This window comes from Yersinia hibernica (genome assembly GCF_004124235.1).
GTDB classification, from domain to species: Bacteria; Pseudomonadota; Gammaproteobacteria; order Enterobacterales; family Enterobacteriaceae; genus Yersinia; species Yersinia hibernica.
Genome location: NZ_CP032487.1, coordinates 3,696,805 through 3,721,043, shown reverse-complemented (window position 1 = coordinate 3,721,043; position 24,239 = coordinate 3,696,805). Strand labels below are relative to the sequence as shown.

Sequence of the window (24,239 nt, the reverse complement as noted above, 5' to 3'; positions counted from 1 at the left end):
CAATCAAAGAGAGAAACAGGCATGCAACAGCAAAATAACCCGCTGATTGAACAGTTTCTTGATGCCCTGTGGCTGGAGCGGAATCTGGCGGAGAATACACTGGCTTCATACCGTTTGGATTTACATGCATTGAGTGGATGGTTAGAACATCATGGCAGTGATTTATTGCGCGCCGGTTCGCAAGACTTACAGTCCTTTCTTGCTGAGCGCATAGAGGGCGGCTATAAAGCCACCAGTTCTGCTCGCTTACTCAGTGCGATGCGTCGGCTATTCCAATATTTATACCGCGAAAAATTACGCGAAGATGACCCGACAGCATTGCTTTCATCGCCCAAATTACCACAGCGCTTACCGAAAGATTTAAGCGAGGCCCAAGTGGATGCGCTACTCAACTGCCCCAATGTCGATATCCCGCTGGAATTGCGTGATAAGGCTATGCTGGAGGTGCTGTACGCCACTGGCCTGCGGGTATCGGAGTTAGTGGGGCTGAGCATCAGCGATGTTAGTTTGCGCCAAGGGGTAGTGCGGGTTATTGGTAAAGGGAACAAAGAGCGGTTAGTGCCCTTGGGCGAAGAAGCGGTGTACTGGATAGAAAATTATCTGGAACATGGCCGCCCGTGGCTTATTAATGGTCAATCGCTGGATGTATTATTCCCGAGTAACCGCAGCCAGCAAATGACGAGGCAGACTTTCTGGCATCGAATCAAACACTATGCGATCCTTGCCGGTATTGATAGTGAACGGCTTTCGCCCCACGTATTGCGGCATGCTTTTGCCACCCACCTGTTGAATCATGGTGCGGACCTGCGTGTGGTACAAATGTTATTGGGCCACAGTGATCTGTCGACGACCCAGATTTATACCCATGTAGCGACGGAACGTCTGAAGTTGCTACATCAACAGCATCATCCGCGTGCATAGTTGTGTTTTATGAAAGCCATGCCGTATGGAAAAAGATAGGATTTATAAATGAAAAAAAGTTTATTACTGCTGCCGATAATCATCACCGCACTCACTAGCCTGGCTCATGCTGATGATGCCGCAATTCAACAAACGCTGAAGAAATTGGATCTTCAGAAAGCAGACATCCAGCCATCACCTATCCCTGGTTTGAGCACGGTGATGACTGACAGTGGTGTGCTTTATATCTCTGCTGATGGCAAACATCTGTTGCAGGGGCCGCTGTATGACGTTAGTGGCAGCCAACCCGTGAATGTGACCAACCATATACTGGTGAAAAAGTTGGAAGCATTGAGCAACGAAATGATTGTGTATAAAGCCCCACAGGAAAAACACGTTGTTACCGTGTTTACCGATATCACCTGTGGCTACTGCCATAAGTTGCATGAGCAGATGAGCGACTATAACGCGTTGGGAATTACCGTGCGTTATCTGGCATTCCCGCGTCAGGGGTTGAGCTCTCAAGCAGAAAAAGATATGCGTTCTATCTGGTGTACGGCTGATCGCAATAAAGCTTTCGATGAGGCAATGAAAGGTGTCGATATATCGCCTGCGACCTGTAAAACCGATATTTCTGAGCACTATAAGCTGGGTGTACAGTTCGGTATTCAGGGCACTCCGGCCATCGTGTTGCAAAACGGCACTATCGTTCCGGGATATCTGGAGCCAAAAGAAATGTTACAGATGCTGAATAAGCATCAGGCTTCTTTAAAAGCCGCGGGTTAATAGCCCGTGACATTGAAAACTCAACTTCGTCGTCGTGAGGCGGCGGATGATAGCTACCTGCCTGGGCAGTTGCATCCATTGTTGCGCCGCCTGTATGCCAGCCGTGGGGTAAAAAGTGCCGAAGAACTGGAGCGCGGTGTAAAAGGCCTGCTTGCATGGCAGCAACTCGACGGCATTGATGCCGGTGTCACTCTGTTACAGCAAGCATTGGCTTCTCGACAGCGTATCGTCATTGTGGGTGATTTTGATGCCGATGGGGCTACCAGCACCGCACTGGCCGTCCTTGCTTTGCGTAGCATGGGCGGCAGCAATGTTGATTATCTGGTACCCAATCGTTTTGAAGATGGCTATGGGCTGAGCCCCGAGGTTGTCGAGCAAGTGGCTGCGCGGGGCGCAGAACTGATTGTTACGGTCGATAATGGCATTTCCTCTCATGCAGGGGTGGATTTAGCCCACGCCATGGGTATTCAGGTGGTGGTGACTGACCACCATCTACCCGGGGAAACCTTGCCCGCAGCCGATGCTATCATTAATCCGAATTTGGCCGGATGTGATTTTCTCTCCAAATCATTGGCCGGAGTGGGTGTCACCTTTTACCTGATGTTGGCGCTGCGCGCTCGTCTTAGAGACAGCGGCTGGTTTGAACAACGTGCTTTAGCGGTGCCTAATCTGGCGGAATTACTGGATCTTGTGGCGTTGGGAACGGTGGCGGATGTGGTGCCGCTGGATGCCAATAACCGGATTTTGGTGCATCAGGGCCTGAGTCGTATTCGTGCGGGAAAATGCCGACCAGGTATTCGTGCATTGTTGGAAGTTGCCAATCGTGATGCTCGCCAATTGGCAGCCAATGATCTTGGTTTCTCTCTCGGCCCACGGCTCAATGCGGCCGGGCGTCTGGATGATATGTCCATTGGGGTGGCATTGCTGCTCAGTGATGATATTGCTCAGGCGAGGGCACTGGCAATCGATCTCGATACGTTAAACCAGACGCGCCGCGAGATAGAGCAGGGTATGCAGGTTGAGGCGTTGCAGCTGTGTGACCAATTAGAGCGCACCTGCACTGAGTTACCTTACGGCATTGCGATGTACCACCCAGAGTGGCATCAGGGCGTCGTTGGCATTCTAGCTTCCCGTATTAAAGAGCGTTTTCATCGACCAGTGATTGCCTTTGCTCCTGCGGGGGATGGTTTGCTGAAAGGCTCTGGGCGCAGTGTCGCGGGCCTGCATATGCGGGATGCTTTGGAGCGACTGGATACCTTAAACCCAGGGCTGATGCTAAAATTTGGTGGCCATGCCATGGCGGCAGGGTTATCGCTGGAGCAGGATAAATTCGATGAGTTTCGTCAGCGCTTTGCCGATTTAGTCGGTGAATGGATGGATGCTTCGCAGTTAGAAGGCGTTATCTGGTCAGATGGTGAACTGAAAGGCAATGAGCTGTCACTGGGAACCGCCGAGTTGCTGCGAGATGGCGGCCCATGGGGGCAATCTTTCCCGGAACCTATATTTGATGGCAAATTCCGTATTTTGCAACAGCGGTTGGTAGGGGAGCGCCATCTGAAGCTTATGATTGAGCCATTGAATGGCGGGCCTTTGCTCGATGGCATCGCTTTTAATATCGATACCACCCTGTGGCCGGACAGCAGTATACGTGAAGTAAAATTGGCTTATAAACTCGATATTAATGAGTATCGCGGTAATCGCAGTGTCCAGTTGCTGATTCAGCACTTGTGGCCTTATTAATCTATAAATTGGTATCAGGTTAAATGCGGCTTATAGCGCTATTCGTCGAGATAGCGCTATAAATACAGTCAACTTGCTATAAACCGTCGTACAGATCCGTTAGAATTATCGGTTCTAATGACATTCCGTCATCTACGACTTAACGTAAGACTTTAAACCATGTTTGAAATAAACCCGGTAAAAAACCGAATTCAGGACCTGTCTGATCGGACCGCCGTTCTCAGGGGGTATCTTTGACTATGATGCCAAGAAAGAGCGACTGGAAGAAGTAAACGCCGAGCTGGAACAGCCCGACGTCTGGAATGAACCTGAGCGCGCTCAAGCTCTGGGTAAAGAACGTTCTGCGCTGGAAGAGATTGTCACCACTATTGATCAGCTGGATCAAGGCATGGAAGACGTGACTGGTTTGCTGGAGTTGGCTATCGAAGCTGACGATGAAGAGACATTTAATGAAGCTGTTGCCGAATTAGATGTCCTTGATGGCAAGCTGGGTCAACTTGAATTCCGCCGGATGTTCTCTGGTGAATATGATAGCGCCAACTGTTATCTGGATCTGCAAGCGGGTTCTGGTGGCACTGAAGCTCAGGACTGGGCCAGCATGTTGCTGCGCATGTATCTGCGTTGGGCTGAAGCGAAAGGTTTCAAAACCGAAATTATTGAAGAATCTGATGGCGATGTCGCGGGTTTAAAGTCAGCCACCATTAAGATCATCGGCGATTATGCGTTTGGCTGGTTACGTACTGAAACTGGCGTGCATCGCCTGGTACGTAAAAGCCCGTTTGACTCCGGTGGGCGTCGTCACACTTCATTCAGTTCTGCCTTTGTCTATCCAGAAGTTGACGACGATATTGATATCGAAATCAACCCGGCTGACTTGCGTATTGACGTTTACCGCGCCTCCGGTGCCGGTGGTCAGCACGTCAACAAAACGGAATCTGCGGTGCGAATTACCCATATTCCGACCAATATCGTAACTCAGTGCCAGAACGACCGTTCTCAGCATAAAAACAAAGATCAAGCCATGAAACAGCTGAAGGCGAAGCTGTATGAGTTTGAGATGCAAAAGAAAAATGCTGATAAACAGGTGCTAGAAGACAATAAATCTGACATTGGTTGGGGTAGCCAGATCCGTTCTTATGTACTGGATGACTCTCGTATCAAAGACTTGCGTACCGGTGTGGAAACACGCAACACGCAAGCGGTACTGGACGGTGATCTGGACAAATTCATTGAAGCAAGTTTGAAAGCCGGGCTATGAGGAACTGAGATGTCAGAGCAAAAACCACAAGTCGCTGAGCAAGCGCAAGAACTCAATAGTGAGTTACAAGCTCGTCGGGAAAAATTAGCTGCGCTGCGGGATAAAGGGATTGCTTTCCCTAATGATTTCCGCCGTGAGCATCTCTCTGACCAGCTGCATGCTGAGTATGACAGCAAAGAGAATGAAGAATTAGAAGCGCTGGATATTGAAGTGACTGTTGCTGGCCGTATGATGACTCGCCGTATCATGGGCAAAGCATCTTTTGTGACGTTGCAAGATGTTGGTGGCCGCATTCAGTTATATGTTTCCCGTGATGACCTACCGGAAGGCGTTTATAACGAAGAATTTAAAAAATGGGATCTGGGCGATATCCTGGGTGCGCGCGGTAAGCTGTTCAAAACCAAAACTGGCGAGCTGTCGATTCACTGTAGTGAATTGCGTTTGTTGACCAAAGCACTGCGCCCGCTGCCGGATAAATTCCACGGTTTGGCTGATCAGGAAACGCGTTATCGCCAACGTTATCTGGATTTAATTGCTAACGACGAATCCCGCAATACGTTTAAAGTTCGTTCGCAAGTAATGTCAGGTATTCGCAGTTTCATGGTGGAAAAAGGCTTCATGGAAGTCGAAACGCCTATGATGCAAGTGATTCCTGGTGGTGCTTCAGCGCGTCCATTTGTGACTCATCATAATGCGCTGGATATTGATATGTATCTGCGTATCGCGCCGGAATTGTATCTGAAACGTTTGGTTGTTGGTGGTTTTGAACGTGTGTTCGAAATCAACCGTAACTTCCGTAATGAAGGGGTTTCACCGCGTCACAACCCAGAGTTCACTATGATGGAACTCTATATGGCTTATGCGGATTACAAAGACCTGATTGCATTGACTGAAGAGTTATTCCGTACTCTAACTGAGAAAGTATTGGGTAGCAGTGTGGTGCAGTATGGCGATCAGACCTTCGATTTTGGTAAACCGTTTACCAAATTGACCATGAAAGAAGCCATTTGCAAATATCGCCCAGAAACTAATGTGGCTGACTTAGACGATATGGACAAAGCGGTGGCGATTGCCGAGTCATTGGGTGTTAAGGTTGAGAAGAGCTGGGGCTTGGGCCGTGTTCAATGCGAGATCTTCGAAGAGACCGCCGAGAGCCATTTGATTCAGCCAACTTTCATCACTGAATATCCGGCTGAGGTTTCTCCGCTGGCACGTCGTAATGATGATAATCCGTTTATCACTGACCGCTTCGAGTTCTTTATTGGTGGCCGTGAGATTGGTAACGGTTTCTCTGAGCTGAATGATGCTGAAGATCAAGCACAGCGTTTTGCTGATCAAGTTAGTGCTAAAGAAGCTGGCGATGACGAAGCCATGTTCTACGACGAGGACTATGTTACTGCGCTGGAGCATGGTTTGCCGCCAACAGCAGGTCTGGGCATTGGTATCGATCGTATGGTGATGCTGTTTACTAATAGTCATACAATTCGTGATGTTATTCTGTTCCCGGCAATGCGTCCGGTAAAATAAGAGACTCCGGCCAACAGTGAATCTATTAGGGCGCTCCGGCGCCCTTTTTATTGGTAAAAATAGCAGTGATTATACTTTGTTTAATCTAATCGCTTAAAATACCGGCGGTTAGATTAGATCTTCGCTTGCCCACGCCAAAGAACCGGTTATAATGCAAACCGCACACCGAAGCGGGTGTAGTTCAATGGTAGAACGAGAGCTTCCCAAGCTCTATACGAGGGTTCGATTCCCTTCGCCCGCTCCAAACTCAACTCCCCTGAAGTCTACCAAACTCAACTTTTCCTTGATAAATCAGCAGTTATAGCATTCTATTAGTCTATTGAACTCAATTGTACTCCCCCAGGGTCAAGCTCAATGTGGGGGTATGGATGGGGGTATAATTGTACCCCCTGCTGAGAGGTACCCCCAATGAAGCTGACAGCTCGTCAGGTTGAAACTGCAAAACCCAAAGAGAAGCCCTACAAACTGGCTGATGGTGGTGGTCTTTACCTACTGGTTAATCCGAACGGTAAAAGATACTGGCGTCTCAAATATCGCTCGTTAGGTAAAGAGAAACTCCTCGCTATAGGTGTTTACCCCGATGTTTCTTTAGCTGAAGCCAGAAGTAAGCGTGAGGATGCTAAAAGGACATTAGCCGCAGGTAACGATCCTTCTCTTGAACGAAAAATTGAGAAACTTAGTCGTCAACAAGACGCAGAAAACTCATTTGAGGCTATCACGCGGGAGTGGTATCAGCGTCGCTATGACCGCTGGTCTGTCTCCTACCGCGAAGAAATGCTGAGAACCTTTGAAAAGGATGTATTTCCTTATATCGGCCACCGACCAATCAAAGGTATCAAACCGATGGAGTTGCTTGCTGTTCTTTCAAAGATAGAAGCTCGAGGAGCAACTGAGAAGGTCCGTAAGGTTCGCCAGCGTTGTGGAGAGGTCTGGAAGTATGCCGTTGTGACTGGCAGAGCTGAGTACAATCCAGCACCTGATCTAGCCAGCGCCGTAGCTCCCCATGAGAAAGAGCACTATGCATTTTTGACCCAGGATGAATTGCCAGAGTTTCTTCAAACTCTGAACACCTACGCAGGTAGTGTACTTGTTAAAATAGCGATGCAATTACTTATTTTGACTGGAGTAAGGCCTGGGGAATTGAGGCAAGCGGAGTGGCAGGAGTTTGATTTTGAGCGGAAGGTTTGGAACGTACCAGCAGAGCGAATGAAAATGCGCCGCCCTCATCTGGTTCCATTATCAAGCCAGGCAATTGACCTACTTAATCAGCTTAAACCCATGACGGGAGCAGGAGCGTTGCTGTTCCCAGGACGTAATAATCCTAAGAAACCGATGAGTGATATGGCATTGACTGTGTTGGTAAGGCGCATCGGCTATGCAGGGCGCGTTACAGGGCACGGATTCCGCCACACGATGAGTACCATTTTGCATGAGCAGGGATTTAACTCAGCTTGGATCGAGCTACAACTGGCTCACGTCGATAAGAACTCAATTCGTGGAACGTATAACCATGCTCAATATCTGGAGGGTAGGAGGGAGATGATGCAGTGGTATGCGGAATTTATAGCAAAATAATTTAAAGTGTGCCCCATAACTATTTCTTGTCTAGTACCGCACCATTGCAATGGCTAAGGACCATTCATAAAAGGAGGTTTTTTAATTGTGTATTATTTTTACAAGCTATCTTTACTTCCAATCTAAGTTTTTAAATAGATTAAGGGGCGTTTACAAGAGCTCAGGGCCGTAATCGGCCCTACTAAACATGTGTTTTTTTGATGAAATACATGGGGGGGTATTAAGAAATAAAACTCATACATTAATTACATCCCATAATGCAGTATCTATTTTTAATTGATTGAACCTAGACTCATCTATGGCAAAACATAATAGGTGCTGAGGTCTTGAAAATCCTACATACATCATTTTTGCGTAACGTTCAATTAACACTATTTTTGCTTGCAATGTTTTTATTTTTGCTTTTCTTGTTTTTTCTCCATGTCCGTTTTTTAATTTTGTGATTTCAATCTCTATTTTATCAATCTCATCTTTAATGCTGTTAGTTATATCAACACAATTCTTGCCTTCAAAAAACTCTTTTAGAACAAAGGATTCATAGTTTTTTTTGTAATAAGTTTCTAAGTATAATGTGGCGGAATGTGTCTGTCCCTTAACAGAGTGAATTGTACCTGTATAGTGTTCTGAATTTTTTTTAGTACGTGTTTCTTTAATGATAGGAGTTGCGGTTATTATTTTTTTTGCATCTTGCAGAAAGAAATTATCGTCTTGAATATCAATTTCAGAAATCTTTTTGAATGTCCAGATGATCGTTTTTTTAGACATTTCAAAATATACTTCATCACCCAGAATGAACTTATTTGCTACTCTATATAGAAGTTTTTTTAAATTTTCATAATGTTTTTCGTCTAATTTTTTAATGTATTCAATTAATGTTTTTTTTGTGTGAAAATAACCATTGGCATCTTTGATACTATATGATTTCAGCAGAAATAGAGTTGAATTTATTAATGAATCACATATGTCGCTTATTGTCACATTACTTTTTCTTAATAATATAAGGAAATAGTCATGCAATGTATTTAAGTCATTTGATTTTGGTTCTGGTAAACTATCTATATTTATAAAGTTTACAAGAGATAGTTTGTCATCTTCCCTTGGTTTTGCAACCCAAGCAATGCTTGCTCTTAGCGGGTTATCAAGCTTAGGGATTTGGCCTGAGTTTAAATAACAATCATAAAGCTCATTGAATTTTGGTATGACTTTTTTAATATCTTTACTTCGATAACATAGAATAATTGGTTTTATTTTTGATTGATTATTATTTCCTATAACTATGGCATGTGTAAGGGATAATTTACTTACAACATTTGCAATGGGTGAGCTAAGTCTATGACTGCCTTGAATATTTAAGGTTGAGGGGCGTCCAACCCAGTTTATACTTTCTTCATTATCTGTGTTGTAAATTGCTTGGTTATTATCACCTATGCGTTGATAAACTGTTTTTCCATTATGAAGACAATTCTCTAAAAGAGAATATTGTAATGCGTCCATATCTTGCATTTCATCTACAAATGCATATTGAAATCTATTACCAATGGTATCAATTATTTTCGGATATGTAGTGATAAATTCATTGGCGAAGAGATAAGCGTATCTGTAAGACAGAATTCCATTTTTGAATGTATCAGTGAATAACATTTCTAATCCATTGAACTTTAAGTTTTTTTCGTCACTTAATAGAATGGTTGATTCACCTGAAACTTGAAATTTTCGGTCGTGACGCAAACTTAGTGTTGGTGTACTCTTTACCCTTTGGATGATTGATGGCAAAGATTGATGTGGTTTGTCCTCGCTGTTCTGAAACTCATGGGGTTATCCGAAACGGCCACTCCGGCTCAGGGGCGCAGCTCTATCGCTGTAACCAATGCCTGAAGACCTTCCAGCTCAGCTATCGCTACAACGGAGCTAAACCCGAAACCCATCAGGCCATCGTTGATATGGCGATGAACGGCTCCGGATGCCGCGATACAGCACGGGTTCTACGGATAAGCCTCAATACCGTTCTGCGTCATCTAAAAAACTTACGCCGCACCAGGTAGCGCAAAACGTAGAGCCTAGCGCAGAGGTGGTTATCTGCTGTGAAGCCGATGAGCAGTGGTCATATGTCCGCTGTAAAGGCAATCAACGCTGGCTGTTTTATGCCTATGACCGCATCCGAAAGCGCGTTATCGCCCATGTATTTGGCCCGCGAAATGCTTTGACATTAAAGCGTCTTCTGGTTTTGCTGAGCCAGTTTAGCATTGCCTTCTACATGACCGATGCCTGGCCGGTATACCGCACTTTATTGTCCTCAACCAGTCATGTTATCAGCAAGAAATACACCCAGAGGATAGAGCGACATAATCTGAACTTGCGAACCCATCTCAAACGGTTAGCCCGCAAGACTATCTGCTTCTCAAAATCAGAAGAAATGCACGATAAGATCATCGGATGGTATCTGACAATTAACCATTACCACTAAATCTGCGGCACGACCAAATTTTCTCTCTATAAAGTCAAAGTGTAATTTTTTAATGTTTTCTTCAATTAAAAGTTCACATATTTTATTTATACTTTTACTGTCTTCATTACCAAGGATTTTCCCGAGTCGTTTAGCTTCTTTGATATTTCTACCGTAAAAAAACTTTGCTAACTTTCCATAATTGTCATCCCATTTGATTCTCGTGTAATATTTAATTAATGAGTCAATGAATTGTTGATCATCAACTATTCTTAATTGAGTATTAAATCTAAGTTTCAGGTAATGACCTGCTAGATAAGTATTTGTGAAGCTTTGTATAGTTCCAATGAAATTAGGATAGGTGAAAAGTTTTGGACAATACTTTCCAATTCTACTTTTAAGTTCATCAATTGCAGCGTTTGTATGGGAAATTACCAGAATACCCCGGCCATCTGAAAATGGCATATATCTTTCTAGTATAAGAAGTTTTGCTAGTAACGCTGTGGATTTCCCACTGCCCGGTACTGCTTGTAAATCTATCGTTTGCAAATTTTTGATGAAATCTTTACGTTCTTGATCAAAACGATCTCCATTTTTTAATAGAATGGATTCAGCATATAAAATATCATTATCACTTATGTTAATTACAGACATATTTTACTCCTTCAATCAGCGAAGAGATATATCTGTCATCTTCTTGTAAGACTATTCTATGATCGTGTTTTTCAGAGGATGGATCAATTATTTGAGCTAGTTTATATGCAAAGTCTGTCTTACATAGGCTTTTATTGAATAATTTTATTGCTAATTCTTTTTCAATATCATCTTTGTTGATATTTTTGTGCATATCGCAAAGGACTTTTTTTGAGTATTCGCCTAAAATTGGAGATTTTAGGAGACTGTATTCTAAAGTCCAGTGCTTTGTTACAAATACTCTGACATTTTGACTATTGAACTCATTCTCTTTTTCAATTACTTTCCTTGTTGATTCTTCTTCAATTATTTTCTCATCTATTTTTATATAATCATATTCATTTTTTTTTGCTTTATCTTCTTTATCCTCATTAATTACTTTTCTTTCGAAGGCTCGAACATCAACATCTGTGATTATTGCAACGGGTATTGGAATCAGCGGTTCCTTATTCCTAATGAATATCTTACTAAAACGTATGAATTCTGCGCTGGCAACATTGACAACAGCTATGCCCGCATCAGTAAAATCTTTCGTAATTACCCCTTGTTTTTTTAGAAGTTTTGCTATCGCTGGCAAGAGGATTTCTTCAGACCAACCTTCCACCATTAATATCCCTTTGGCAAAGAATAAATTTGATTTTGTGACATCAAGAAAACGCTCTAAATACAGGTAATCTCCATTTTCTACATCTAGCTTTGTATACTCTTTCCCTAAAGGGAAAACATTTCCAGAATGGCAAAGAATTAAGTTTTCTAAGTGAACTTTAGATGTGAGATTTGGACTGTGTGATGTAATTAATATTTGTATGTCATTATGTTTTTGTAATGATTCAATAACTTTCATTTGAGCTTGGGGATGTAAGTGTGCTTCTAGTTCTTCAATTAAACATAGTTTTAATCCAGACCAATCACTCTCCTCTAAATGAAGTAACTCTGCAGCCATAAATAATTTGTTTAATGTCCCAAGGCCAGGGTTAATGCCATCTTGTATCTTCAGAGCTAACTTTTCTAAAATCGATTTGATGTTGGCTGGGGTTACTTCAAAATTAGTCGATATAGATTCATCAATAAAATCCCTGGCGAACCCCTCAATTTTATCTTTTAATTCCTTACCTTTGCTGTCATCTGGAATGATATTACCTTGAGAATCTTTCCCTTCAAAATAAAGAGATACGTTAGTGTTGAACTCTATAAAAAGATCAAGGAGTCTATGGTTTTTGTCCTTGTTATTAAAGGCTGCATGAGTTTTAAGTATTTGTGATAGTCTAGAGTTTTGTTTAGGAGTTAAATCAAAGTTAGCATCGCGAAGTGGTTTTAAATATGTTGTTTTTAAATACTCTCTTGCTTCAGCTTTAAGTGCTTTCCCTTGGTTGTAACTTCCCGCATTTATATCTGATTGTATTATCCTTCCATTCTTTTTATATACTTCGTAAGATAACGTCAAAGAAGGATGTATCTTATCGCCGTCACGATGGTATTCTACCCATTCATTAAAATGATGGGCTTCTTTTTCCATGTCGTCAAAAACTAATTCAATTCTAAGTCGGTCTGTATTTTTATAAAAGTCATTTTCGTCAACTTTGATCCATTCAAAACTATGTGTTTTTAAAACCAGTTTAATAGCATCTATTATCGCTGTCTTCCCTGAGTCATTTTCACCTATTAAAACATTAAGGCCTTTTTTAAGGTGCAAACATAAATTTGGTTTGTTTAGATCAATCTCCTCCGAAGAGCCATACTTTCGGAAATTCCATACTTTCAAAATTTTCAGGTACATAACACCACCAAGTTTGTTCAATAACCTATTGATAGTAATGGTTTTATGAATTTTTAAAAGCATTTTCAAATCAGAATGAGATAGAGGCGTCAATTTCTCATCATCCAGATGCAACCTTCTAAAGGAAGATTGTTTTTTTGCCATGTGTGCAATGCCATTACAAATGTGTTTGTGATTGTGCTCAAGGAAAGATCCGCACATAGAGAGGGTGCTGCCTCATGAAGGGTTTCCGCACTACCTTCGAAGCTGATGCAATATACCCCGGCAAGTTACCGTAGAATCATACTCAATTTATAAAAAGCAGTACTTTATGAACTGTAATGGTATCTTCGTGAACTATAAAAATGAACTATCTAATTGATTAATATATTTTTATTTCTATGCTTTCTTCTAGAAAGATGTTACTTAAAAGACTTTTAGTCTTTTAAGTAACGGCGCATACTTCGAAAAAACGCGATAATATTTCGATGCGAGGTGTGTGTATGTCATTGGAAAATATGGTAAAACTACTTGAAAGGTTAGCAGTGATTTCTGACGATCTCACTAAGTTGGCTCTCTCAATAGCCATCCTTCTTTTTGTCTACTCAATAGTTGTAGGTAAGTGATATGAATTTTCTATGGAAACCAATGCCTTACTACATCATGAGAGATTGCGGTCTCTTAAAACAATTAAAAAAAAACCAAATATCTCAAGGTATATCGGCGTTGAAAATCTTCATGTTGATTTGCTTAAAATCTGAGATTGATGAAAATGGTATTTACAGTGCTAACCTCACCTATGATCAGATTTCGCAACTCTGTTCATTGAGCAGAAAGTTGGTTAGCGATGGATTGCGTTTCTTGGAACACTCTGAAGCTATTGAGGTTTCTGGTGATCGGAAGAAGAAGTATATTTTGCTGAATTGTGAACGGAAAGATGGGGTCCGAAGGGTTGCCAGGTTTAGCTCTGCCAATGGACACTGGTGTAAGCTACCGTTTAAAGGAGTCATTGATGAAAAAAATAGAATCACGGCCTTTGAGTCTATGACTAACCGCAGCCTTCACGAACTTAATGCGCTGAGGTTATTTTTGTACCTACTCATGGTGCGTTCCCGCGGATGCTCGCATTCCTCTGTAACATTAAAAACAATAAAAACAAGACTATCAATAAATTACCAGGAAGTAATGATAGCCATTGGGTATCTTCAGTCTCTTGGTTTGGTGGTTAAGGTTGACGTTGGAACCAACTTAATCGGAAATTATGATGAGCGATTTGCAATTTCCTTTTTAGTTTGTGGCTGGGAAGGTCTGGAATGGAAGCCACGATATCTCTCTGAGGATCAGTGGAAGAACCAGATAACTGATGTTTTCTAACCCTTCATGAAGTTGAATGAAATTGGCGTCTTTGCTTTGGGCGGTAGATATTTCCGTACATCAATGATGGTCATATCGTTGTTTGATTAATGAAGTACACAGTATTGATTGTTCCACCGAGAGTTCACATTCGTTTTTTCGGATGTGTGGTTGATTTTTTTTGGGTGAAGAGTACCCTACGTTTTTACAGCAAAGGAGTCATAATGTCGCTCTCATCTTTACAACTCTTCAAAAATCTCTCCGATGAAACCCGCTTGGGCATTGTGTTGCTGCTCAGAGAGATGGGAGAGCTGTGCGTGTGCGACCTTTGCGCTGCGCTAGAACAGTCTCAGCCCAAGATTTCACGCCATCTGGCAATGCTCCGGGAAAGTGGACTTTTGCTGGATCGCAAACAGGGCAAGTGGGTTCACTACCGCTTATCCCCGCATATTCCTTCCTGGGCCGCTCAGGTGATTGAGCAGGCCTGGTTAAGCCAACAGGACGATGTACAGGCCATCGCCCGTAAGCTGGCATCGGCAAACTGCTCTGGTAGCGGTAAGGCTGTTTGCATCTAAAAAATTTGCCTGAACATATATGATTTTACGAATGTGATGTGTTCAGAATGAAGACGTTAACGGTGTTTGACCCGGCAATGTGCTGCAGTACCGGCGTATGTGGCTCAGATGTCGATCAGGTTCTGGTTGATTTTTCTGCTGATGTGCAGTGGCTGAAAGGACGTGGTGTACAGGTTGAACGTTACAATCTGGCACAGCAGCCTATGAGCTTTGTTCAGAACGAGAAAGCGAAAGCATTCCTAGAAGCATCTGGAGCAGAAGGGCTTCCGCTACTGCTGTTGGATGGTGAAACGGTGATGGCAGGGCGATACCCAAAACGTGCTGAGATAGCTCGCTGGTTTGGTATACCGCTGGAGAGGGTAGGGTTAGCTCCCACCAGTTGCTGTGGTGGTAATACTTCCTGTTGCTGATATGTCAGGAGGACATATGAAATTCTTACAGAACATCCCGCCTTATCTGTTTTTTACCGGTAAGGGAGGCGTAGGAAAAACTTCCATTTCCTGCGCGACGGCTATCCGCCTTGCCGAACAGGGTAAGCGGGTTTTGCTGGTCAGTACCGATCCTGCCTCGAATGTCGGACAGGTATTCGACCAGGCTATCGGTAACACCATTCGCCCTATGACAGTAGTTCCTGGACTTTCCGCTCTGGAGATTGACCCGCAGGAAGCCGCTCAACAATACCGCGCCAGAATCGTTGATCCTATCAAAGGTCTTCTGCCTGATGACGTTGTTACCAGTATCAGCGAGCAGCTTTCAGGAGCCTGTACGACTGAGATTGCGGCGTTCGATGAATTTACTGGCTTGCTAACAGACACTTCCCTGCTGACCCTCTTCGATCACATCATTTTTGATACAGCGCCAACGGGCCACACGATTCGCCTTCTCCAGCTTCCCGGTGCATGGAGTAGCTTCATTGAAAGTAATCCGGATGGTGCTTCCTGTCTTGGCCCAATGGCCGGGCTGGAAAAGCAGCGTGAGCAGTATGCCCATGCGGTAGAGGCGTTATCCGATCCTGAACGTACCCGCTTGGTTCTGGTTGCACGACTGCAAAAATCTACGCTGCAGGAAGTCGCCCGCACCCATGAAGAACTGGCTGCAATTGGCCTGAAAAACCAGTACCTGGTTATTAATGGTGTGCTGCCTAAAACCGAAGCTGAACATGACGCCCTGGCCGCTGCGATATGGCAACGTGAGCAGGAGGCACTGGCAAATCTTCCTGCCGATTTATCTGAGCTACCGACAGATACCCTATTACTACAGCCAGTCAATATGGTTGGTGTTTCAGCCTTGAAGGGACTGCTGGATACCGGTTCTGAGGTATTACCGCTCCCGGTAACGAACATCCAGTACACGCCTGAAAACTTATCTCTCTCTGGCCTGGTCAATGATATCGCTCGCAGTGAACACGGCCTGATTATGCTGATGGGCAAAGGTGGCGTAGGGAAAACCACGATGGCTGCTGCCATCGCCGTAAGGCTGGCAGACATGGGATTTGACGTGCATCTCACGACCTCTGATCCTGCTGCGCACCTGAGTACAACGCTGAACGGCAGCCTCAAAAACCTTCAGGTCAGCCGCATCAACCCTCATGATGAAACCGAACGCTATCGCCAGCATGTTCTTGAGACGAAGGGAAGAGATCTGGACGAAGCAGGGAAACGGCTACTGGAAGAGGATTTGCGTTCTCCCTGTACTGAAGAAATTGCCGTGTTTCAGGCCTTTTCCAGGGTGATTCGTGAAGCGGGTAAACGGTTTGTGGTCATGGATACAGCACCTACCGGGCATACGTTATTACTGCTTGATGCTACCGGGGCTTATCACCGTGAGATTGCCAGGAAGATGGGGGATAAAGGTCATTTTACCACTCCGATGATGCAGCTTCAGGACCCGGAGCGTACCAAAGTCCTGCTGGTCACTCTGCCTGAAACCACACCGGTGCTGGAAGCGGCAAACCTGCAGTCTGATCTTGAGCGTGCGGGGATTCATCCCTGGGGCTGGATTATCAATAACAGCCTTTCAATTGCACAGACGCATTCACCACTGCTTTGCCAGCGCGCCCGACAAGAGCTTCCTCAAATCGAGGCTGTGAAGAACCAGCATGCAAGCCGCATAGCGTTAGTACCCGTACTGGCATCAGAGCCCACTGGCATCGAGAAACTCAGAGAGCTGGCAGTTTAATTTTTTTGTATACACAGGGCGGCAGAGCCGTCCTGTCTGGAGGTTTTATGTTACTGGCAGGCGCTATTTTTGTCCTGACCATCGTGTTGGTTATCTGGCAACCGAAGGGATTAGGGATCGGCTGGAGTGCGACATTGGGCGCAGTACTGGCGTTGATCTCTGGCGTAGTCCATTTTGGTGATATCCCTGTTGTGTGGAATATCGTCTGGAATGCGACGGCGACCTTTATTGCCGTGATTATTATCAGCCTGCTGCTCGATGAATCCGGTTTTTTCGAATGGGCGGCGCTGCACGTTTCTCGTTGGGGTAACGGTCGGGGGCGTTTGCTGTTTACCTATATCGTCTTGCTCGGCGCAGCGGTGGCGGCATTGTTTGCCAACGATGGCGCGGCATTGATTCTGACTCCAATTGTCATCGCCATGCTACTGGCATTGGGGTTCAGCAAAGGCACGACACTGGCATTTGTCATGGCCGCCGGGTTTATTGCCGATACGGCCAGCCTGCCGCTTATAGTGTCCAACCTGGTTAACATTGTTTCTGCAGACTTCTTTGGGCTGGGTTTCACTGAGTACGCGTCGGTAATGGTGCCAGTGGATATTGCCGCTATTATCGCCACGCTGGTGATGCTGCATCTGTTCTTCCGCAAAGATATTCCACCGACTTACGACCTGGCTCTCCTTAAAGCACCGGCAAAGGCGATTAAAGATCTGGCAACCTTCAGAACCGGCTGGATTGTATTGATCCTTCTTCTGGTTGGCTTTTTCGTCCTTGAGCCGTTGGGTATCCCGGTCAGCGCGATTGCTGCTGTAGGGGCTGTCATTTTGTTTGTGGTGGCGAAACGAGGCCATGCCATTAACACTGGCAAAGTGCTTCACGGTGCGCCATGGCAGATCGTCATCTTCTCGCTGGGGATGTATCTGGTGGTCTATGGCCTGCGTAACGCCGGTCTAACAGAATATCTCTCCGATGTGCTGAACTTGCTGGCAGATAAAGGACTTTGGGCCGCGACCTTTGGTACTGGCTTCTTGACGGCTTTCCTGTCTTCCATCATGAACAACATGCCCACTGTACTGGTTGGCGCTCTCTCTATTGATGGCAGCACCGCAACAGGCGTTATCAAAGAAGCGATGATTTATGCCAACGTGATTGGCTGCGATCTGGGACCAAAAATTACACCTATTGGTAGCCTGGCCACGCTGCTCTGGCTGCATGTCCTTTCACAGAAGAACATGACCATCACCTGGGGATACTATTTTCGCACCGGGATCGTCATGACTCTGCCTGTGATGTTTGTAACGCTGGCTGCGCTGGCGCTACGTCTCTCTTTCACTTTGTAATGAGATACTGATATGAGCAACATCACCATTTATCACAACCCAGCCTGCGGCACGTCTCGTAATACGCTGGAGATGATCCGCAACAGCGGTAATGAGCCGACCGTTATTCTTTACCTTGAGACTCCACCCTCACGAGATGAGCTGGTCAAACTCATTGCAGATATGGGCATTTCCGTCCGTGCTTTGTTGCGTAAGAACGTCGAACCGTTTGAGGAACTGGGTCTTGCAGAAGATAAATTTACTGACGACCAGTTAATCGATTTTATGCTGCAACATCCGATTCTGATTAACCGTCCGATTGTAGTGACGCCACTGGGAACTAAACTTTGCCGTCCTTCGGAGTTGGTTCTGGATATCATTCCGGAACGTCAGAAAGGAGCATTTAACAAAGAGGATGGTGAGAAAGTCATTGGCGAAACGGGGAAGCGTGTTAAGTAATCTGCCCACTTTAAAATATCGGACGCCTGTTAACGCTATGCGGGCGTACACCTTTCGCTCATAGCAGACTTCGCAACGCTTCAGGCGGTCCGCTTTGTGCCAGGAGCAGACGTTAACGTTTTACTTATCGTAAAATGGTAGGTACAGCCAGTATGTGGTCAGGCGGAGCTAATTGTTAGTTTTAGTTCATCCAAGGCGAGATTAAATCCTCTCCAATTAGAAGTTTATCTATCGCAACTTGAAATGGTCTACGATATTTCCAACTAGAACTAATATATTGTCGTTCGAAGTCATTAGGAGTTTCAGGGAAAACCTCTTTTCCATTCCCGATCTCGTATGAAATCCAGTTCCATGGGCAAAAATATAGCTTCTGATGACCCAAAGTGCTGATTTCAACAAAGGGGCACTTCCCTTCATAAATTGTTTTGGAAACAATTATGGATGGGTTTTCTAATGTCTTCGCGTCGTATTTAATAGTTACCTCCACTTTGTCTCCTTGACTTAATTGCAGGTTTGCAGTTTGCTTTGCCACTGATTTTTCATATGATTTCAGAAGAGAAAAATAGCTACTTTCCAGGCCCAGTTCGCGAATAGCGGATAATCTTTCTTTATGATTTTTAACTGCTGCTAAGAAATCTTCGTCATTAAAAAAATCAACTTCGAAGCTTATATAGGTTCCTGTGGAGGACCCTATATGCTGACTAATAACATCTTCATAGATATCAAATGCCTCCTCGGGATCGGATGTTTTTAGGATGTTATTCATCCCTTCAACAACATCTTCGATATTAAAAAGTGTAGATTGTAAGCGCTTCTTGTTTTTGAAAAATTCCTTTTTCAGATCTGCATACCCATTATCCAGTGGTAATAAAAAATCATGTTCTATTTGCTCGGGGCATAGTTTTATATAATTGGTTGCCCCCAGGAACAGACGATTACGCTTGAAGTCTGATTTTTTAATAGCGTGTTCTATTTTATCAAGCGCCATACTCTTATTTAAAATCTCAAAATTTTTATTATTCAGTATCTTTTCTCCCGAGGTCTGTAAAATCATCTTCCCTTTAACTTCTTTTTCCTCGAAATTATCTGAAACATCCTGTGAGGTGATCAAAAAACTTCTTGCTTCATCTTCTTGGCCAGAAAATACAAGCAAAAAAAATTCTCCATACGGTTCACCTGACTGATTAATGACATAGTCTTTATTGATCCTGATATAAGTGTTGCCGTCTTGGTCGTGACGCAAACTTAGTGTTGGTGTACTCTTTACCCTTTGGATGATTGATGGCAAAGATTGATGTGGTTTGTCCTCGCTGTTCTGAAACTCATGGGGTTATCCGAAACGGCCACTCCGGCTCAGGGGCGCAGCTCTATCGCTGTAACCAATGCCTGAAGACCTTCCAGCTCAGCTATCGCTACAACGGAGCTAAACCCGAAACCCATCAGGCCATCGTTGATATGGCGATGAACGGCTCCGGATGCCGCGATACAGCACGGGTTCTACGGATAAGCCTCAATACCGTTCTGCGTCATCTAAAAAACTTACGCCGCACCAGGTAGCGCAAAACGTAGAGCCTAGCGCAGAGGTGGTTATCTGCTGTGAAGCCGATGAGCAGTGGTCATATGTCCGCTGTAAAGGCAATCAACGCTGGCTGTTTTATGCCTATGACCGCATCCGAAAGCGCGTTATCGCCCATGTATTTGGCCCGCGAAATGCTTTGACATTAAAGCGTCTTCTGGTTTTGCTGAGCCAGTTTAGCATTGCCTTCTACATGACCGATGCCTGGCCGGTATACCGCACTTTATTGTCCTCAACCAGTCATGTTATCAGCAAGAAATACACCCAGAGGATAGAGCGACATAATCTGAACTTGCGAACCCATCTCAAACGGTTAGCCCGCAAGACTATCTGCTTCTCAAAATCAGAAGAAATGCACGATAAGATCATCGGATGGTATCTGACAATTAACCATTACCACTAAATCTGCGGCACGACCCAAACAAATGCTTTAGTTATTACAGCGCATCCAAAGCTAATGAAAGAGTTAGACCAGATTATTGAAAAGCTAGATATAAGACGTGCGCAGGTATTAGTGGAGGCAATTATAGTAGAAACCCATAATGGAGAGGGACTAAATCTTGGTATCCAGTGGGCTAATAAACTGCATGGTAGCGTTAATTTTCTTCAGAAATTAGATAGTCGAAGCGAGAATGATAATATTAAAAACTCGATACCAATGGCGATTGCTGGATTAACCGCAGGATTTTATAAAGGAAATTGGAATGGCCTATTTACTGCATTGGCTACTAATTCAAATAACAATATTTTGGCAACTCCGAGCATTGTTACGTTAGATAACATGGAGGCGGAATTTAATGTTGGACAAGAGGTTCCCGTATTAACCTCGACGCAAACAACAGCAACAGACAAGGTATATAATTCTATTTCAAGACAATCCGTAGGTGTCATGTTAAAGGTTAAGCCACAGATAAATAAAGGCGATTCCGTCCTGTTGGAAATTCGGCAAGAGGTATCAAGTGTAGCCGATGGTTCAGATGTTAATGCTAACAGTCTGGGTTCGGTTTTTAATAAGAGAGTTGTTAATAATGCAGTATTGGTTAAAAGTGGAGAAACAGTCGTCGTGGGTGGGTTGCTAGATAAGAAAATTAGTAAGGTAATAAATAAGTTGCCATTTCTAGGCGATATCCCTTTGATCGGTGGCTTATTTAGGCAAAGTAAAGAAAAGGTTGAAAAAAGTAATCTAATTCTCTTTATTCGGCCAACAATACTTAGAGATACAGGTGACTATAGCCAAGTGACAGCAGATAAATATACAGAACATAGTAACCTGAACTCTCTTAATTCTGACATAACACGTCCAATTGAAATAGTATCGAATAAAATAAATAATGATGCTTTTAATACGCTTAAAAATGACATAGTAAATTTTTATCAACGAGTAGGAGTAAATTATGACTCAAGATAAAGCTGAATTCTTGCCATTACCATTTAGTTGGGCAAAGGACAATGGGGTGGTTTTATCACCCGCTGAGCAGGGCTACCAACTTATTTGCCGTAAATCAGCTTCTCTTGAGGCAATACTTGAAGGTAACAGAGTCGGGAAAAGACCTGCTGGGCTTCATTTTGTAAGTGATGATGAGTTTGATAATCGTCTTGCGACTGTATATCAAAATAACTCGATACAATCGCATAAAATAATGAATTCGATAAGTGATGAAATAGCTATTTACTCATTTGATGGTGAGCTTCCTGTTAGCGAAGATTTACTCGATAGTAATAATGAAGCGCCGGTAATAAAACTAATCAATACCATTTTAGCTGAGGCGATTAAGGAGCTGGCATCAGATATCCATATGGAATCTTTCGAAGAGAAAATTATTATACGATTTCGTATTGATGGTGTATTAAAAAACATATTAGAACTACAGCGACGGGTGGCGTTATTATTAGTGTCACGGATAAAAATAATGGCAAAGTTAGATATTGCCGAGAAACGGATCCCGCAGGATGGCCGCATTGCACTAAGTTTAGCTGGGAAAACTTTGGATGTGAGAGTTTCTGTACTACCCGTAAATCATGGTGAGCGCGTGGTTATGAGATTACTAGACAAGAATAGTCTTAAACTAAATCTGGAGTCTTTAGGGATGTCACAAAAAAACTGTCATTTAATGCAATCATTAGTCCTTAAACCTCATGGCATTATATTGATTGTTGGGCCCACTGGTGCAGGTAAAAGCACCACACTTTATGCTGCTTTAATGGGCATAAATGCACGCGAGAGAAATATTATGACAGTGGAGGATCCCATTGAATTTGATATAGAAGGAATTTCTCAGACTCAGGTTAATACGAAAATTAATATGACTTTCTCACGTAGTTTACGTGCAATACTGCGCCAAGATCCTGATGTTATTCTTGTCGGCGAGATACGAGACGTAGAAACGGCGCAAATAGCGGTACAAGCCTCTTTAACCGGACATTTAGTCTTATCAACATTACACGCCAACAGTGCTATTGGTGCCGTAACCAGACTCAAAGATATGGGGGTTGAACCATTCATGTTATCAAGTTCATTATTGGCGGTACTCTCTCAGCGACTGGTTCGTCGATTATGTACCGAATGCCGACAACAATACCTCTACCCACAAGAAATATTACAAGAATTTTGTATTAATGACCAAATCCCCGTGGAGGGATCTGGGTTCCATGCTGTAGGTTGCGATATATGTAATAAAGCAGGTTACCGTGGGCGAATAGCTCTGCACGAATTACTGATTATCGATAACAATTTTCGTGAGGGTATTTATAAAGGTAAAAGTGAACTTGATTTAAATCTCTTGGCTAAGGGATATATACATAGCCTAGAACAAGATGGGATTGATAAAGTGATGGCTGGTCTCACGACGATAGAGGAAGTCATGAGAGTCAGTTTAGAAGATAAACATGCCTGTATTTAGTTATATAGCCATCAATGGTCAAGGGGTGAAAATAAAAAGCAAAGTCGAGGCTGATAATATATTAACAGCTAGACATATGCTCTATCAAAGAAAGTTGTATTTACTAAATATAAAAATTAAACATACAAGTCAACGCGCTCGATTTATGCGTATTTTTCAAACAATAAGTAGTGTTGAACTTGTTTTAATTACCAGAAAGCTTTCTATTTTAGTCAATGCAGCGATTCCATTGAGTGAAGCTCTAGAATTAATTGAAAAACAAAGTGAGAAGAGTTATATCAATAGAGCGATTTATGAGGTAAGGAAAAAAATTCTTGAAGGTCATTCACTCTCAGACTCACTATCACAATTTCCGACTGTTTTTAATTCTTCCTACAGATCTATGATTGCAGCTGGCGAAGTCTCCGGGCAGTTAAATGTGGTATTATCTAATCTTGCAGACCATATTGAGCAAGTATATAAGATAAAAAATAAAATAATTCAGGCATTGATATATCCGCTAATTTTAGTCTCAATATCTATCGGTGTTATAGTCATACTACTATCGGTAATAATTCCAAATATAATAGAACAGTTTGCTGACCATGATAGACTCCTGCCATTATCGACTCGTATTCTTATAGTAAGTAGCCATTGGTTTGAAGAAAATGTCTTATTTGTAATGACGGCTTTTGTTGCTTTTTTCTTGGGGGTATATGGAGTCTCTAAGATAAAGAATATAAGTATGTTTTTCGGTTTTTATTATTTGAAGTTACCAGTTCTGGGTAAGGTAATCTTTGATTTAAATATATCTCGCTACTTACGGATGATGACTGTCTTGAGTTCAAATAGTGTTAGTTTGATAAAGTCGATGGAGATTAGTGGTGCTATAGTGACTAATTTATATATAAAAAAACAACTCGAAAATTCGGTGAGATTAGTCAGTGAGGGCAGTAGTTTGTCAGTATCTTTGGCTAATAGTCATGTTTTTTCTCCTATGGTGTTACATATGGTTGCATCCGGTGAACGTAGCGGTCAACTAAATGTCATTTTGGAAAAAATAACAGATATGCAAGAACAAGATCTCGTTAATAAGATAAGTATATTTGTAACATTGTTAGAGCCTATAATAATATTGTTCATGGCTGTATTTATACTTTTCATTGTTTTGGCAATATTTCAGCCAATATTGGAAATGAATAGCATGATTTTATAATTTTCATTT

General features: G+C 43.2%; 20 protein-coding genes, 1 tRNA gene and 1 pseudogene. 18 read left to right on the top strand and 4 right to left on the bottom strand.

Annotated features, from left to right (window positions below; genetic code table 11):
• Positions 1-21: 21 nt before the first annotated feature.
• The 7 genes from xerD to D5F51_RS17480 all read left to right on the top strand — a co-directional run bounded on the left by xerD (position 22) and on the right by D5F51_RS17480 (position 7,786).
• Positions 22-921 (top strand): site-specific tyrosine recombinase XerD, encoded by a 900-nt coding sequence (gene xerD, locus D5F51_RS17510; RefSeq protein WP_025377110.1) that lies wholly within the window; start codon positions 22-24, stop codon positions 919-921.
• A gap of 48 nt (positions 922-969) precedes the next feature.
• Entirely contained in the window at positions 970-1,686 is a 717-nt protein-coding gene (dsbC, locus tag D5F51_RS17505; RefSeq protein ID WP_129198123.1) for a bifunctional protein-disulfide isomerase/oxidoreductase DsbC, read from the top strand.
• 6 nt (positions 1,687-1,692) lie between these two features.
• Positions 1,693-3,426: a single-stranded-DNA-specific exonuclease RecJ gene (recJ, locus tag D5F51_RS17500; protein ID WP_129198120.1), complete on the top strand. Its 1,734-nt coding sequence runs from the start codon at positions 1,693-1,695 to the stop codon at positions 3,424-3,426.
• A gap of 159 nt (positions 3,427-3,585) precedes the next feature.
• Positions 3,586-4,684, top strand: a protein-coding gene (prfB, locus tag D5F51_RS17495; RefSeq protein ID WP_100273850.1) for a peptide chain release factor 2 whose coding sequence is annotated in 2 segments (ribosomal slippage) — positions 3,586-3,660 and positions 3,662-4,684 — 1,098 coding nt in all. Because the reading frame shifts where the segments join, the coding sequence is not laid out codon by codon here.
• 9 nt (positions 4,685-4,693) lie between these two features.
• Positions 4,694-6,211, top strand: coding sequence for a lysine--tRNA ligase (gene lysS, locus D5F51_RS17490; RefSeq protein WP_025377106.1), 1,518 nt, complete (start codon positions 4,694-4,696; stop codon positions 6,209-6,211).
• Between the two features lie 170 nt (positions 6,212-6,381).
• Positions 6,382-6,455 (top strand) — tRNA-Gly (locus D5F51_RS17485).
• 164 nt (positions 6,456-6,619) lie between these two features.
• Complete coding sequence (locus D5F51_RS17480; protein ID WP_129198118.1) at positions 6,620-7,786, top strand: tyrosine-type recombinase/integrase; 1,167 nt, start codon at positions 6,620-6,622, stop codon at positions 7,784-7,786.
• A gap of 234 nt (positions 7,787-8,020) precedes the next feature.
• On the opposite strand, the gene D5F51_RS17475 is transcribed toward D5F51_RS17480, so the two are convergent.
• On the bottom strand, positions 8,021-9,427 hold the full coding sequence (locus tag D5F51_RS17475; RefSeq protein ID WP_129198116.1) for a UvrD-helicase domain-containing protein: 1,407 nt from the start codon (positions 9,425-9,427) through the stop codon (positions 8,021-8,023).
• 125 nt (positions 9,428-9,552) lie between these two features.
• Between D5F51_RS17475 and D5F51_RS17470 the strand changes: the two genes are divergently transcribed.
• Positions 9,553-10,250, top strand: a protein-coding gene (locus D5F51_RS17470) for an IS1 family transposase (RefSeq protein ID WP_100273935.1) whose coding sequence is annotated in 2 segments (ribosomal slippage) — positions 9,553-9,811 and positions 9,811-10,250 — 699 coding nt in all. Because the reading frame shifts where the segments join, the coding sequence is not laid out codon by codon here.
• Here the strand turns inward: D5F51_RS17470 and D5F51_RS17465 are convergent.
• Both D5F51_RS17465 and D5F51_RS17460 read right to left on the bottom strand, forming a co-directional pair.
• On the bottom strand, positions 10,191-10,883 hold the full coding sequence (locus D5F51_RS17465) for a UvrD-helicase domain-containing protein (RefSeq protein WP_129198114.1): 693 nt from the start codon (positions 10,881-10,883) through the stop codon (positions 10,191-10,193). The genes D5F51_RS17470 and D5F51_RS17465 overlap by 60 nt on opposite strands.
• The gene (locus D5F51_RS17460; RefSeq protein WP_206197185.1) at positions 10,870-12,843 is read right to left on the bottom strand and encodes an ATP-dependent nuclease; all 1,974 of its coding nucleotides are present in this window, start codon (positions 12,841-12,843) and stop codon (positions 10,870-10,872) included. The genes D5F51_RS17465 and D5F51_RS17460 overlap by 14 nt, the downstream gene beginning before the upstream one ends.
• Positions 12,844-13,305: 462 nt before the next feature.
• Here D5F51_RS17460 and D5F51_RS17455 point away from each other — a divergent pair, with 462 nt between their 5' ends.
• The 6 genes from D5F51_RS17455 (at position 13,306) to arsC (ending at position 18,559) form a co-directional block, all read left to right on the top strand.
• The gene (locus D5F51_RS17455) at positions 13,306-14,052 is read left to right on the top strand and encodes a hypothetical protein (RefSeq protein WP_245994815.1); all 747 of its coding nucleotides are present in this window, start codon (positions 13,306-13,308) and stop codon (positions 14,050-14,052) included.
• Between the two features lie 203 nt (positions 14,053-14,255).
• Positions 14,256-14,606, top strand: a complete 351-nt coding sequence (gene arsR / locus D5F51_RS17450; protein ID WP_123267964.1) for an As(III)-sensing metalloregulatory transcriptional repressor ArsR — start codon at positions 14,256-14,258, stop codon at positions 14,604-14,606.
• Positions 14,607-14,653: 47 nt separating this feature from the next.
• On the top strand, positions 14,654-15,016 hold the full coding sequence (gene arsD / locus D5F51_RS17445; protein WP_047660533.1) for an arsenite efflux transporter metallochaperone ArsD: 363 nt from the start codon (positions 14,654-14,656) through the stop codon (positions 15,014-15,016).
• 16 nt (positions 15,017-15,032) lie between these two features.
• The gene (gene arsA, locus D5F51_RS17440) at positions 15,033-16,784 is read left to right on the top strand and encodes an arsenite efflux transporter ATPase subunit ArsA (protein WP_129199435.1); all 1,752 of its coding nucleotides are present in this window, start codon (positions 15,033-15,035) and stop codon (positions 16,782-16,784) included.
• Positions 16,785-16,831: 47 nt separating this feature from the next.
• The gene (arsB, locus tag D5F51_RS17435; RefSeq protein WP_129198111.1) at positions 16,832-18,121 is read left to right on the top strand and encodes an arsenite efflux transporter membrane subunit ArsB; all 1,290 of its coding nucleotides are present in this window, start codon (positions 16,832-16,834) and stop codon (positions 18,119-18,121) included.
• A gap of 12 nt (positions 18,122-18,133) precedes the next feature.
• Positions 18,134-18,559: a glutaredoxin-dependent arsenate reductase gene (gene arsC / locus D5F51_RS17430; RefSeq protein WP_046449094.1), complete on the top strand. Its 426-nt coding sequence runs from the start codon at positions 18,134-18,136 to the stop codon at positions 18,557-18,559.
• A gap of 181 nt (positions 18,560-18,740) precedes the next feature.
• On the opposite strand, the gene D5F51_RS17425 is transcribed toward arsC, so the two are convergent.
• Positions 18,741-19,712, bottom strand: coding sequence for a hypothetical protein (locus tag D5F51_RS17425; RefSeq protein ID WP_206197184.1), 972 nt, complete (start codon positions 19,710-19,712; stop codon positions 18,741-18,743).
• A 128-nt stretch (positions 19,713-19,840) separates the two neighbouring features.
• Here D5F51_RS17425 and D5F51_RS17420 point away from each other — a divergent pair.
• From D5F51_RS17420 to D5F51_RS17405, 4 genes and pseudogenes are all read left to right on the top strand, one after another.
• Positions 19,841-20,538, top strand: a protein-coding gene (locus D5F51_RS17420; RefSeq protein WP_100273935.1) for an IS1 family transposase whose coding sequence is annotated in 2 segments (ribosomal slippage) — positions 19,841-20,099 and positions 20,099-20,538 — 699 coding nt in all. Because the reading frame shifts where the segments join, the coding sequence is not laid out codon by codon here.
• Positions 20,539-20,553: 15 nt separating this feature from the next.
• Positions 20,554-21,543 (top strand): annotated as a pseudogene (locus tag D5F51_RS17415) (type II secretion system protein D); the annotation flags it as partial.
• Positions 21,530-23,035 carry a type II secretion system ATPase GspE gene (gspE, locus tag D5F51_RS17410; RefSeq protein WP_162301775.1) on the top strand — a complete coding sequence of 502 codons (1,506 nt, stop codon included), beginning with the start codon at positions 21,530-21,532 and terminating at the stop codon, positions 23,033-23,035. The pseudogene D5F51_RS17415 and the gene gspE, both read left to right, overlap by 14 nt.
• Positions 23,022-24,230 (top strand): type II secretion system F family protein, encoded by a 1,209-nt coding sequence (locus tag D5F51_RS17405; RefSeq protein ID WP_129198109.1) that lies wholly within the window; start codon positions 23,022-23,024, stop codon positions 24,228-24,230. The genes gspE and D5F51_RS17405 overlap by 14 nt, the downstream gene beginning before the upstream one ends.
• Positions 24,231-24,239: the final 9 nt, after the last annotated feature.

Coding starts and splice junctions, on each gene's coding strand:
- xerD (WP_025377110.1), top strand. CDS start 22: ATGCAACAGCAAAATAACCCGCTGATTGAACAGTTTCTTGATGCCCTG.
- dsbC (WP_129198123.1), top strand. CDS start 970: ATGAAAAAAAGTTTATTACTGCTGCCGATAATCATCACCGCACTCACT.
- lysS (WP_025377106.1), top strand. CDS start 4,694: ATGTCAGAGCAAAAACCACAAGTCGCTGAGCAAGCGCAAGAACTCAAT.
- D5F51_RS17480 (WP_129198118.1), top strand. CDS start 6,620: ATGAAGCTGACAGCTCGTCAGGTTGAAACTGCAAAACCCAAAGAGAAG.
- D5F51_RS17475 (WP_129198116.1), bottom strand. CDS start 9,427: ATGTTATTCACTGATACATTCAAAAATGGAATTCTGTCTTACAGATAC.
- D5F51_RS17465 (WP_129198114.1), bottom strand. CDS start 10,883: ATGTCTGTAATTAACATAAGTGATAATGATATTTTATATGCTGAATCC.
- D5F51_RS17460 (WP_206197185.1), bottom strand. CDS start 12,843: ATGGCAAAAAAACAATCTTCCTTTAGAAGGTTGCATCTGGATGATGAG.
- D5F51_RS17455 (WP_245994815.1), top strand. CDS start 13,306: ATGAATTTTCTATGGAAACCAATGCCTTACTACATCATGAGAGATTGC.
- arsR (WP_123267964.1), top strand. CDS start 14,256: ATGTCGCTCTCATCTTTACAACTCTTCAAAAATCTCTCCGATGAAACC.
- arsD (WP_047660533.1), top strand. CDS start 14,654: ATGAAGACGTTAACGGTGTTTGACCCGGCAATGTGCTGCAGTACCGGC.
- arsA (WP_129199435.1), top strand. CDS start 15,033: ATGAAATTCTTACAGAACATCCCGCCTTATCTGTTTTTTACCGGTAAG.
- arsB (WP_129198111.1), top strand. CDS start 16,832: ATGTTACTGGCAGGCGCTATTTTTGTCCTGACCATCGTGTTGGTTATC.
- arsC (WP_046449094.1), top strand. CDS start 18,134: ATGAGCAACATCACCATTTATCACAACCCAGCCTGCGGCACGTCTCGT.
- gspE (WP_162301775.1), top strand. CDS start 21,530: ATGACTCAAGATAAAGCTGAATTCTTGCCATTACCATTTAGTTGGGCA.
- D5F51_RS17405 (WP_129198109.1), top strand. CDS start 23,022: ATGCCTGTATTTAGTTATATAGCCATCAATGGTCAAGGGGTGAAAATA.